Annotated in this window: 10 protein-coding genes; all 10 read right to left on the bottom strand. The window is 64.0% G+C overall.

All coding sequences use genetic code 11. The features are described 5' to 3' along the window. Positions 1-228: 228 nt before the first annotated feature. Entirely contained in the window at positions 229-1,413 is a 1,185-nt protein-coding gene (locus A6V37_RS28705) for a cystathionine beta-lyase (protein ID WP_064269943.1), read from the bottom strand. A gap of 142 nt (positions 1,414-1,555) precedes the next feature. Further along, entirely contained in the window at positions 1,556-2,185 is a 630-nt protein-coding gene (locus A6V37_RS28700) for a hypothetical protein (protein WP_064269942.1), read from the bottom strand. 50 nt (positions 2,186-2,235) lie between these two features. Continuing rightward, the gene (gene bktB, locus A6V37_RS28695) at positions 2,236-3,420 is read right to left on the bottom strand and encodes a beta-ketothiolase BktB (protein WP_064269941.1); all 1,185 of its coding nucleotides are present in this window, start codon (positions 3,418-3,420) and stop codon (positions 2,236-2,238) included. A gap of 68 nt (positions 3,421-3,488) precedes the next feature. Further along, a complete protein-coding gene (locus A6V37_RS28690; protein WP_064269940.1) occupies positions 3,489-4,430 on the bottom strand; it encodes a sugar kinase in 942 nt (313 codons plus the stop codon). 3 nt (positions 4,431-4,433) lie between these two features. Further along, complete coding sequence (rimO, locus tag A6V37_RS28685; protein WP_064269975.1) at positions 4,434-5,819, bottom strand: 30S ribosomal protein S12 methylthiotransferase RimO; 1,386 nt, start codon at positions 5,817-5,819, stop codon at positions 4,434-4,436. Between the two features lie 81 nt (positions 5,820-5,900). Continuing rightward, positions 5,901-6,923 carry a tRNA dihydrouridine synthase gene (locus A6V37_RS28680; RefSeq protein ID WP_064269939.1) on the bottom strand — a complete coding sequence of 341 codons (1,023 nt, stop codon included), beginning with the start codon at positions 6,921-6,923 and terminating at the stop codon, positions 5,901-5,903. A 415-nt stretch (positions 6,924-7,338) separates the two neighbouring features. Next, positions 7,339-7,956 (bottom strand): polyhydroxyalkanoate synthesis repressor PhaR, encoded by a 618-nt coding sequence (phaR, locus tag A6V37_RS28675; protein ID WP_064269938.1) that lies wholly within the window; start codon positions 7,954-7,956, stop codon positions 7,339-7,341. Between the two features lie 134 nt (positions 7,957-8,090). Then, positions 8,091-8,831 (bottom strand): 3-ketoacyl-ACP reductase, encoded by a 741-nt coding sequence (locus A6V37_RS28670; protein WP_064269937.1) that lies wholly within the window; start codon positions 8,829-8,831, stop codon positions 8,091-8,093. A 198-nt stretch (positions 8,832-9,029) separates the two neighbouring features. Then, the gene (locus A6V37_RS28665; RefSeq protein WP_064269974.1) at positions 9,030-10,211 is read right to left on the bottom strand and encodes an acetyl-CoA C-acetyltransferase; all 1,182 of its coding nucleotides are present in this window, start codon (positions 10,209-10,211) and stop codon (positions 9,030-9,032) included. 123 nt (positions 10,212-10,334) lie between these two features. Next, positions 10,335-12,143 (bottom strand): class I poly(R)-hydroxyalkanoic acid synthase, encoded by a 1,809-nt coding sequence (gene phaC / locus A6V37_RS28660; protein WP_064269936.1) that lies wholly within the window; start codon positions 12,141-12,143, stop codon positions 10,335-10,337. Positions 12,144-12,383 lie beyond the last annotated feature (240 nt).

The raw sequence follows: 12,383 nt of genomic DNA, 5'->3' as shown, positions 1-12,383 counted from the left end.
TGGAAGTAATGCTTGCCCAGGTCAACGCCGATCAACGACACCGCATCCATGATGGTCCCCAAAAAGAACAATCCCCACTCAGCGTAGTCCGCTGTGTGGGGATCGGGCTGACCATCTCATTAAAGCCCGCCGGCAACCTGTGCCGACGGGCTCGCTTGTCCTACTAAATTCCTACTGAAGTCCTACCGAAATCCCACTGAAGCTGCGCCAAACACAACAATCACGCATTCAACCCAGCGCCGCCAGGCAGTGCTCCATATCCGCGCGCAAATCCGCTTCTGCTTCCAGGCCGATATAGAACCGCACCAGCGTGCCGCGATGCGGCCACTGCGCCGCGGAGCGCATCGACGCAACGTCGTACGGCATGACGAGACTGTGCGCGCCGCCCCAGCTCCAGCCGATCGAAAAGAGCTCGAGCGACTCGCAGAACGTATCGATCTGCGCCGGGCTATAACGCCCGTCGAACACCACGGAAAACAGCCCGCCCGCGCCCGTGAAGTCGCGTTTGTAAAACTCATGGCCCGGACAGTCCGGCAGCGCAGGATGCAACACCGCGGCGATTTCCGGACGCGTCTTCAGCCAGTTGGCCAGTCCGAGCGCCGCGCGATCATGCTGTGCGAAACGCAGTTGCATGCTCGGCAGGCTGCGCAGAATCAGCGAGCAGTCGTCCGCCGAAACGCCGATGCCCATGCGCATGCGCGCCGCCTTCAGCTTCAGATGCAGTTCGCGATCCACCGTGATCGTCGCGCCCATCAGCACGTCGCCGCCGCCCGACTGATATTTGGTGAGCGCCTGCACCGAGATGTCGACGCCATGATCGAACGGCCGGAAACCGAGTCCCGCCGACCATGTATTGTCGATGGCCGTAACAACGTTGCGCGCGCGCGCCACCGCCGTAATCGCCGGTACATCGGCCACTTCCATCGTCACCGAGCCCGGCGCTTCCAGCCAGATCAGGCGCGTGTTCGGCTGAATCAGATCGGCAATGCCCGCGCCGATCATCGGATCGTAGTAACGCACCGTGATGCCGAAATCGCGCGCCAGCCAGTCGCCGTGATCGCGGTTCGGCGAGTAGGCGTTGTCGGGAATCAGAACGTCGTCGCCAGACTTGACGAGGCCGAAGTACACATTCGAAATCGACGACAGCCCCGAGGGCTGCAACAACGCGTGATTGCCACCTTCGATCGTCGCAAGGCGTTGCGCGAGCGTGAGCGAGGTCGGCGTGGCGTGCAGGCCGTAGCGCCACTGCGCGTCGTTCTTCCAGTCGAGCGCGCGCATGGTCGCGAGATCGGGGAACACGACCGTCGACGCTCGCATGACCGGCGTGGAGAACGACTCGAAGCCCGGCGTCAGCTGGTCTTCGGCACGCACGATACGGGTTTGCAGGCCGCGCTTGAGTTTGGATTGGGTCATGGTGAGATTCGTTGAAAAGCAGACGGAGATGGCTAGCCTCCTGGCGTCAGGAGACAGGCCATACACGCAAGATTAGACGAACAGGCGGAATTTCGCCCGACGGATAGCTCGCGCGAGCCGGTGGACTCGCGCGAACGCCGGTTCACTCGCCGGTTTGCAGGTTGCTGACGCCACCCACGGCGTGCGCGCCTGCGGCGGCTGCCGAAGCGGGCGCCGTGGCCGTGCCGGCAGCAGGCCGCGCCGCGGCGGTTGCCGGTGCGCCGGGCGGCGGCACCGCCTGCCCCGCCGCCAGCGGTTTCAGATCGAACGGTTGGGGATCGGAGTCGTCGACGTTCATGCGGTCGCCCGCCACCGAGCCGTCAGCGGCAAACTTGCCGACCCAGTTGCCGGTGATATGCGTGCCGTCGTTCGACTCCTCGACTTCAAGCGTGTCGCCGTCGCGGTCACCCGCGATCAGGATCACTTCGCCCGTATCGATGAACTGATACTCGCCGTGCACGCCGGACGGATCGTCGGTTTTCGGGCCGAGCTTCAGCACGATCTGACGCGAGCCCAGCATGCCGGCGTAGCGCGGGAATCTGGCGAATTCGGGGCTCGGCTTGAGCGGCAACTGGATCGGCGGCGGCGCCGCCAGTTCCTTCACCGCGTCGCTTTCCGCCCATGCCGGCGCGGGCATCAAGGCCCACGCGCCGGCACACAGCAACGCGGCCACGCTCACTCCTGTCCATCCGCGCCGACGCATTGCTCCCTTCTTCGCTTTCAATTCCCGCATCCGTTCCTTCCTTGTTGCCTGATACTGCGTGATACCTGGGTACGGCGCCCTCAGATCCGTTCGAAGATCGCCGCGATACCCTGCCCACCGCCGATACACATCGTCACCAGCGCGTAGCGGCCACCAATCCGCTGCAGTTCGTACAGCGCCTTGACGGTGATGAGCGCGCCGGTCGCGCCGATCGGGTGGCCGAGCGAAATGCCCGAACCATTCGGATTGACCTTGGCCGGATCGAAGCCGAGCTCCTTGCTGACCGCGCAAGCCTGGGCGGCGAACGCCTCGTTGGCCTCGATCACGTCGAGGTCCGCGACCGTCAGCCCGGCGCGCTCGAGCGCCTTGCGGCTGGCCGGCACCGGGCCGATGCCCATGTACGCAGGATCCACGCCGGCATGCGCATAAGACACCAGCCGCGCCAGCGGCTTGATGCCGCGCTGTTCGGCGACAGTGCGCTCCATCAGCACGACCGCGGCGGCAGCGTCGTTGATGCCCGACGCGTTACCAGCCGTGACCGTGCCGTTTTCCTTCACGAACACCGGCTTCAGCTTGGAGAAGTCTTCAGCCGTCGCGTTCATGCGCGCGTGTTCGTCCGTGTCGAATACGACATCGCCCTTCTTCGACGCGAGCGTGATCGGCAGGATCTGGTCCTTGAAGTAGCCGTTCGTGATCGCATTGGCCGCGCGGCGGTGCGACTCGAGGGCGAGCGCGTCCTGCGCTTCACGCGAAATGTCGTACTTGCGCGCGACATTCTCGGCGGTCACGCCCATATGGATCGACTGGAACGGGTCGTTCAGCGCGCCGACCATCATGTCGACGAGACGCGCGTCGCCCATGCGCTGACCGAAGCGCGCGGCGGGCATGGAGTAAGGCGCGCGGCTCATGTTCTCCGCGCCGCCGCCGATCGCGATGTCGGCGTCACCAAGCAGCACGCTTTGAGCCGCCGAGACGATTGCCTGCAGACCCGAGCCACACAGACGGTTCACGGTCAGCGCGGGCGCGTGCTGCGCCACGCCGCCGTTGATCGCGGCCACGCGCGCCAGATACATGTCTTTCGGTTCGGTATGCACGACGTTGCCGAGCACCACGTGCCCCACCTCGTCGCCCGACACGTTGGCGCGCGCCAGCGCTTCACGCACGACACGCGCGCCCAGATCGGTCGGCGAAAAATCTTTCAGACTGCCGCCGAAACCGCCGATTGCCGTCCGCACACCGCTTACCACTACTACGTCTCGTTGCATCGCTCGCTCCTCCGTTAGTCATTCAGGATAAACCGGGCTCGGCCGGCCGCGCGTTGCAGCGCGCGGGCTCAGGCTGCCAGTACTTGTTCGACTGTCGCGCGCGAAGGAATCGGCGCCACGGCGCCGTAACCTTGCGTGGACAGCGCAGCGGCGACGTTCGCATAGTGCGCTGCCGCAAATGGATCGTCGCCCTCGACGATGCGCGCGATAAACGCCCCGCCGTAGCAGTCGCCCGCGCCGGTAGCATCGACGGCATTGACGGCGTGGCCGGGCACGACGCGCCGCTCGTTGGGCGTCGCAACGTACGAGCCCTCCTTGCCGAGCTTGAGCGCGACCACACTCGGACCGCGCGCGAGCAGGAAATCGACGATTTCATCGCGGCCCGTCAGGCCGGTGAGTTCGGTGACGTCGTCCCAGCTCGGCAGGCAGATGTCGGTGTGGCGGATCGCCTCCAGCATCACTGCGCGCGCCCGCGCGAGCGGCCACAGTTTCAGCCGCAGATTAGTGTCGAAGCTCACGCGCACGCCGTTGGCGCGCGCATGGGCAATCGCTTCGAGCGCGGCGTCGCAGGCGCTCAGGCTGATTGCGAGGCTAATGCCGGAAAGATGAACGACCTTGGCCGCGGCGATTGCCTCGAGCGGCAGATCCTGCGGGGCATAGCGGCTCGCGGCCGAGCCGGCGCGCAGATAGTCGAATGCGTGGCCATTCGGACCGTGCGAGACGAAATACACGCCGGTGGGCGCATGCGGATCGACGCGCACGAGCGACGTGTCCACCAGCTCGCGCTGCCACAGGTCGATCAGCAGACGCCCGAAATGATCCGCGCCGACCGCGGACACGAAACCGGTTTTCGCGCCCTGCCGTGCCGCCGCGATGCAGAAATTCGACGTATCGCCGCCGAAACCCTGCAGGTAGTTCGGCTGAGCCTTCTCCGACTGGTTGAACTCGATCATCGCCTCGCCGAGCGCGAGAATCTGAGGGCGCCGGGCTTCGGGCATGCTCGCTGCCATCGTTTAAACCTCACCCCACAGATCGTGGCCGTCGGCACCGGTGATCTTCACCGACACGAAGTCGCCGACCTTGTAGCGTTTGGACGCCTTGGTGGCGGGCGCGATATACACTACGCCGTCGATCTCCGGCGCGTCCGCCGCGGTGCGGCCAATGCCGCCGTCGGCGTTGATCTCGTCGACCAGCACCTTCAACGTCTTGCCGACCTTCTTCGCGATACGGCGCGCCGAGACTTCCTCGGCCACTTCCATGAAGCGCGCGCGGCGCCCTTCACGCACCTCGTCGGGCAGCGCACCGTCGAGCTCGTTGGCCGTCGCGCCTTCGACCGGCGAATACGCAAAGCAGCCAACCCGATCCAGCTCCGCCTCGCGGATGAAATCGAGCAGCGTCTCGAACTGCTCCTCGGTCTCACCCGGGAAACCGGCGATGAACGTGCTGCGAATGGTCAGATCCGGGCACATCTCGCGCCATTTCTTCACCCGCTCCATCACCTTCTCGGCGTTGGCCGGGCGCTTCATGCGCTTGAGCACTTCCGGATGCGCGTGCTGGAACGGCACGTCGAGGTACGGCAGCACGTGACCCTTGTACGGGCCTTCGGCCATCATCGGAATCACTTCGTCGACGCTCGGATACGGATACACGTAATGCAGGCGTACCCACGCGCCGTATTGCGCGGCCAGTTCGCCCAGTGCGCCGACCAGATCGGTCATGCGCGTCTTGATCGGCTTGCCGTTCCAGAAGCCCGTGCGGTACTTGACGTCGACGCCGTACGCGCTGGTGTCCTGCGAAATCACCAGCAGCTCCTTCACGCCCGACTTGAACAGGTTCTCCGCTTCGAGCATCACCTCGGCCACGGGGCGCGACACGAGGTCGCCGCGCATGGACGGGATGATGCAGAACGTGCAGCGATGGTTGCAGCCTTCGGAAATTTTCAGGTACGCGTAGTGGCGCGGCGTGAGCTTCACGCCCGCCGGCGGCACCAGATCGACGAACGGATCGTGCGGCTTCGGCAAATGGGAATGCACGTGCTGCATCACTTCGCCCACCGCATGCGGACCGGTCACGGCCAGCACCTTGGGATGCACTTCTTCGATCAGACCCGAGCCGCTTGCGCTCTTCTTCGCGCCGAGACAGCCGGTGACGATCACCTTGCCATTCTCGTTGAGCGCCTCGCCGATCGCGTCGAGGCTTTCCTGCACCGCTTCGTCGATGAAGCCGCAGGTGTTGACGACCACGAGGTCCGCGCCGTTGTACGTGCCGGAAATCTCGTAGCCTTCGGCGCGCAGCTGCGTGATGATCTGCTCGGAATCGACGAGCGCTTTAGGGCAGCCGAGCGAGACGAAGCCGACTTTCGGTGCGGCGCTAGGAGCAATCGGGGGAGTGGCAGACATGGCGAACCGCTTGAAGACGTTAAACCCTGAATTGTAGCGGTTCGCCATGGCCACCGCTCGTAAGTCTTTGAATTTTCGTCCTCAAGCGGCCGCGGCGGCGGTCGGTTCGAGGCAGCCTGAGGGCGCGGATCGAGGCGCCAGCATTCGTGTGTGGAATGCCAGCGCACGTTCGATTATCGCGAGAATCTCATGGGAATCGTGCAGCCTCCGGATCGCGGCATGCAGTTCGGCCGCCTGTGGCCAGGTCCGTTGCAGATAGCTGAGCCACTTCTTGACGCGGCCGTGCTCGTGAAGATACGTGCCACGCGTCTGCAGGGTCTTCAGATACCCCGCGATCTGCTCCAGCACAACCGGCCATTCCTCGCCGGATGGGGTCGGGTCCATCAGTCCCCGTATTCTCAGCGCCAGAAAGGGGTCCGATACGGCCCCTCGCCCGATCATCACGTCGGCACAGCCGCTGACCGCGCGGCAGCGCTCCCAGTCGGCGACGGTCCAGACTTCCCCGTTCGCGACGACCGGCACGTCGACCGCCGCAGCGACCCGTGCGATCCACTCCCAGTGAGCCGGCGGCCGGTAGCCTTGATCGCGCGTTCTGGCATGCACGACGAGCGAGCCCGCGCCACCTTCGGCGAGCGCCACGGCGCATTCGATCGCCAGCGAGGTGTCCGACACGCCAAGCCGCATTTTGGCTGTCACCGCGATTCCAGCCGGCACCGCCAGGCGAACCGCGGAGACGATCCGGTTCAGCTGGTCGGGGTCAGACAGCAGCATGGCCCCGCCGCCGTGCTGATTGACGACCTTGGCGGGACATCCGAAGTTCAGATCGATGCCGAACGGCGACAGCGTCGCCGCACGCGCGGCATTCAGGGCCATCCATTCAGGATCGCTGCCGAGCAGCTGGATCACCATCGGTGTGCCGCCGGGTGTGCGGGCCCCGTGGAGAACCTCGGGTGCCTCCCGCTCGTAGACGCGATCAGGCAGCGCGGAACCCGTCACCCGGATGAACTCGGACACACATCCGTCAAATCCGCCGGTGCTGGTCAGCACGTCGCGCAGCAGATAGTCGGCCAGCCCTTCCATCGGCGCAAGAAACAGGCGGCTCATGCGGCCATCTCTTCGCAAGAGCGCGCACTCACGCCAGCTTGACCGGGTCGGCGTGGCGAGCCAAAGGCGGCGGCGCAGCAAGAAAAAGAGTCTGCGGCGTTGGGTGGGGTTCGGCGTGAAGCAGTGACGATGACCAAGGAAGCAACGGAGGTGACAATTGGGAGAGCGCGGCGAAAGCGCACGGACCGTGCGGCGGGCATGACAGGGCTAAATGGCCTCGAAGGCCCCTTCAGCCAATAGTGCTTCGGCGCGCGGTCCGCCATTGTAACGTGCCGACAGCCGGCGGCTTTTGCGCCACGCCCGGCCACCGGCAAGGAGCCCGAGAGGCCGCACCTCCCTTACGCCTCGCCTGCCAGCCCTGTCGCAGTTGTGCCCGCAACCTTCGCGGCGCCGGCACAACCGGCTGGCGGGACCGTTATTTCTTCTCCGGCTCCGGATTGCCTTGCGGATTGGCCGGTGCGGTGCCGGTGCTGCCGGCATTGACCGGGCCACCCGGTGTGAACGGGAAGGTGGCGAACATCGACTTCGCCTGGTTCTGCATCTGCTCCTGCATTTGCACGAACATGTTCTTCGACTGCTCGATGTAGCTGGTCATCATGCCCTGCATCATTGGCGCCTGCATGTTCATGAACTGCGACCAGACTTCAGGGTTCATTGCCTTGCCTTCGTACAGATTCTTCGACTGGTCGGCGAGTTTCGCCTGAATGTCGATGAAGGCCTGGATGTTCTTTTCCAGATACGTGCCCATCATGCCCTGCATGGCATGGCCGTAGAAACGGATGATCTGCGACAGCATCGACGACGAAAACATCGGCAAGCCACCGCTCTCTTCTTCGAGAATGATCTGCAACAGGATGGCGCGCGTCAGATCCTCGTTGCTCTTCGCATCGATGACCTTGAAATCCTCCTGATCCAACACGAGCTGCTTCACATCCGTCAGCGTGATGTACGTGCTTGTCTCGGTATCGTAGAGCCGACGATTCGGATATTTCTTGATAAGTCGTTCGGCTGTTTTCTTTGTAGTAGTAGTCATGTAACGCCTTTGAGCGCGAATTGAGCGCGGAAACGGCGTCATGCCGGCTGCGCAGTCGGGCCTTTGCGCAGTCGGGACGCCGCCGGAACCATCTGAGTCGAAGCGCGCTGCCTTGTGAGCGGCGCACCTGTCACTCAGCCCATATGCAAACCACCGTTCAGCGAAAAATCAGCGCCCGTGGAGAAACCGGATTCTTCCGAGGCAAGCCACGCAACGATCGAGCCGATTTCGTCCGGCTGGCCGAGACGGCGTACCGGAATCGTCGCAACGATTTTCTCCAGCACGTCGGGGCGGATCGACTTGACCATATCGGTGCCGATGTAGCCCGGCGACACGGTGTTGACCGTCACGCCCTTGGTGGCCACTTCCTGCGCCAGCGACATCGTGAAGCCGTGAATGCCGGCCTTCGCGGTCGCATAGTTGGCCTGGCCGAACTGCCCCTTCTGCCCGTTCACCGACGAAATGTTGATGATGCGGCCAAAGCCACGCTCGACCATGCCGTCGATCACCTGCTTCGTGACGTTGAACAGGCTGGTCAGGTTGGTGTCGATCACCGCTGTCCAGTCTTCGTGCGTCATCTTGCGAAACACGACGTCGCGCGTAATGCCGGCGTTATTCACCAGCACGTCGATCTCGCCAACTTCGGCTTTGACCTTGTCGAACGCGTTCTTGGTCGATTCCCAATCGCCGACATTGCCTTCCGACGCGACGAAGTCGAACCCGAGCGCCTTCTGCTCCTCGAGCCACTTCACGCGGCGCGGCGAGTTCGGGCCACAGCCTGCGATTACCTTGAAGCCCTCTTTGTGCAGCCGCTGGCAAATGCTCGTGCCGATGCCACCCATCCCGCCCGTTACGTACGCAATTCGCTGTGTCATAAACTACACTCCGTTTTCGTTTTTCGAGGCGCCGACCGGCCACCTCTTCCCTCGCCTCTCGCTTCATCTCCGTTGCCGACGGGCTACCGGCCGACGAGGCCACCACTGACCGCGCGCCGCATGCTGCCATGCGCCGCGCGGCCAAGCTTTAATTGACGCGTGGCGACGCCTGCCGGCGTCTCATCCACGCGCCGGTGCTCAGGCGCGCTCGAGTGCCAGCGCCACACCCATGCCGCCGCCGATACACAGCGACGCCAGACCCTTCTTCGCGTCGCGCTTCTGCATTTCGTACAGCAGCGTGACGAGAATCCGGCAGCCGGACGCGCCGATCGGGTGACCGATCGCGATCGCGCCGCCGTTCACGTTGATCTTCGACGTATCCCAGCCCATTTGCTGATTCACGGCGCACGCCTGCGCGGCAAACGCTTCGTTGATTTCCATCAGATCCAGATCGGCCGGCGTCCAGCCCGCACGCTCGAGACAGCGGCGCGAAGCCGGCACCGGGCCCATGCCCATCACCTTCGGATCCAGACCCGAGGTGGCGTAAGCCTTGATGCGCGCGAGGGGCTTGAGGCCAAGCGCTTCGGCTTTCTTTGCCGACATCACCAGCACGGCCGCCGCGCCGTCGTTCAGGCCCGACGCATTGGCCGCCGTCACCGAACCTTCCTTCGAGAACGCCGGCTTCAGGCCCGCCAGCGATTCAGCCGTCACGCCATGACGCACAAACTCGTCCGTGGCAAAACGCAGCGGCTCACCCTTGCGCTGGGGAATCTCGACCGGCACGATTTCGTCGTCGAAACGGCCGGACTTTTGTGCGGCTTCCGCCTTGTTCTGCGACAGCGCCGCGAACGCGTCCTGCTGCTCGCGCGTGATGCCGTATTCCTTGGCGACGTTTTCCGCCGTCACGCCCATGTGGTACTGGTTGTAGACGTCCCACAGGCCGTCGACGATCATCGAGTCGATCAGCTTCGCGTCACCCATGCGGAAACCGTCGCGCGAGCCCGGCAGCACGTGCGGCGCCGCGCTCATGTTTTCCTGCCCGCCGGCCACCACGATATCCGCGTCACCGGCAATGATGGCGTTGGCTGCCAGCATCACCGACTTCAGGCCTGAGCCGCACACCACGTTGATCGTCATGGCTGGCACGGCGTTGGGCAAGCCGGCCTTGATCAGCGACTGACGCGCCGGATTCTGGCCCGACCCTGCCGTCAGCACCTGACCCAGGATCACTTCGCTCACCTGCTCCGGCTTCAGACCGGCCCGCTCGAGGACGGCGCGAATTACCGTGGCGCCCAGTTCGGGGGCGGCGATCTTCGCCAGCGACCCACCGAATTTGCCTACTGCCGTACGGGCGGCCGATACGATCACAACATCAGTCATTTCCATATCCTCCGGGCAGTCGGCCGAATGCACCGCAACCCGTTAAGTTAAAAAATCTCGCTGCTCTTGCGCCCTTGTTCATTCAGACTCTCGCACACGCCGTGCAATCAAGCGCCTGCGAACCTACTCCCGTTGCTGCACATAACGTCCCGGCGCCGGCTCGATCACCGGAAACGCGTCCGAACCGGCCGTGGCGCGCGGCTTCACTTTCTTGCCGCCGTACTGGTCGAGCCACGTGGTCCATTCAGGCCACCAGCTGCCCGGCACTTCCGCCGCCTGATCGAGCCACTCATCCGGGTTCTCCGGCAGTGCCTTGACATCGCCTTCGAGCACCCAGTAATTGCGCTTTTTCTTCGCCGGCGGATTGATCACGCCAGCGATGTGGCCTGACGCCCCGAGTACGAACTTCAACGGCCCGGTTAGCAGCGAAGCCGACGCATAGGCCGTTTGCCACGGCACGATATGGTCTTCCCGTGAACCGTAGATGAAGGTGGGTACGTCGATCTTCGACAGATCGACCGGCTCGCCGCACGTGGTCAGCGCACCCGGCTCGCGCAGGCGGTTCTCGAGATACGTGTTGCGCAGATACCAGACATACATCGGGCCCGGCAGGCTGGTCGAATCGCTGTTCCAGTACAGCAGATCGAACGGTACCGGCGTACGCCCTTTAAGATAGTTGTCGACGACGTAGTTCCACACCAGATCATTCGGCCGCAGGAACGAGAACGTGTTGGCGAATTCGATGCCGCGCATCAGTCCCGGCGGCGTTCCGTTCTTCCCGCCGATGGTCTGCTCGCGCATCTGCACGTGCGCCTCGTCGACGAACACGTCGAGCACACCCGTGTCAGAGAAGTCGAGCATGGCGGTGAGCAGGGTCATGGAGGCGGCAGGATGTTCGCCGCGCGCAGCGGCCACCGACAGCGCCGTGGCGAGCATGGTGCCGCCCACGCAGAAGCCGAGCGTATTGATCTGCTCGCGGCCGCTGATCTGGCTCACCGTCTCGATGGCGGTGAGCACGCCCTCGCCGATGTAGTCGTCCCACGTCTTGTGAGCGATCGACTGATCGGCATTGCGCCACGAAATCAGGAACACCTGATGCCCTGAGTCGAGCCCATGGGCGACCAGCGAGTTCTCCGGCTGCAGATCGAGAATGTAGAACTTGTTGATGCACGGCGGCACGATCAGGAGCGGCCGCTCGCGCACGGTCGGCGTGCGCGGCTTGTACTGGATCAGCTGCATCAGGTCGTTTTCGAACACCACCGAGCCTTCGGTGTTCGCAAGATTCCCACCCACCACGAAACGCGATTCGTCGGTCTGCGAGATCTTGCCGCGCTGCATGTCGCCGAGCAGATTCATGACGCCCTGCCGCAGGCTCTCGCCCTTGCTGTCCAGCAAGGTTTTTTGCGCTTCCGGATTCAACGCGAAGAAGTTGCTCGGCGACGCCGCCGCGGTCCATTGCTGAACTGCGAAACGGATGCGCTCACGCATCTTCGGTTCCGTGTCGAGCGCGTCGACCATTTCCTGCAGATAGCGCGCGTTCAGCAGATACCAGGCAGCGGTGAACGCATACGCCGGCGTCGAACTCCACTCGTCCGAACTGAAGCGGCGGTCCTTGAGTTCAGGCGCCTTGGCCGTGGACGTGGTGGCCTGCTGGATCAGATCCATCGCTTCGCGCGAATAGTCGGACTGCAGTTTCTGCAGACGCTCGGCGGGAATCGCGGCGTTCGGTATGTTCAGGCCGGCAAGCGACGGCATGGAGGGCAATGATCCCGCGGCCAGCTTGCTGAAGTCCGGCATGCCGGGAAATACCGGCATGGACGGCATGTCTGGAATCTGCGGCATTTGAGGCATTGGGAATGGCATGCCGTTGCCGCCGGGTGGCGTGCCGAGCGAACGCCATGCGTTCATCCAGGCGTCGAGAAACTGCTGCATGCCCGCGGCCGGTGTGGCGCCGCTCGTTCCGGCCTGCTGCGTACGCTCCGTCGAGGAGTCCGTGCTTGGGGAAGCTGAGGAATGTGATGCTGCCATGCCTGCTTTTGACCGGTAAGTCCTTGCGGACGGGTTGAGAGGCAGGTTCGTGCGCACGGAGCGATTGCTCGCGCCCTCGTCACGCCCTGTCCCTTGTACGAGGAGCTGTGCGGAACATTCTTGCTCCCCATCGCAAGGCATGTC

This window comes from Paraburkholderia ginsengiterrae (assembly GCF_001645125.1).
Lineage (GTDB): Bacteria > Pseudomonadota > Gammaproteobacteria > Burkholderiales > Burkholderiaceae > Paraburkholderia > Paraburkholderia ginsengiterrae.
The sequence above is the reverse complement of the archived record's forward strand: the minus strand, read 5'-3'. Positions and strand labels throughout refer to the sequence as shown.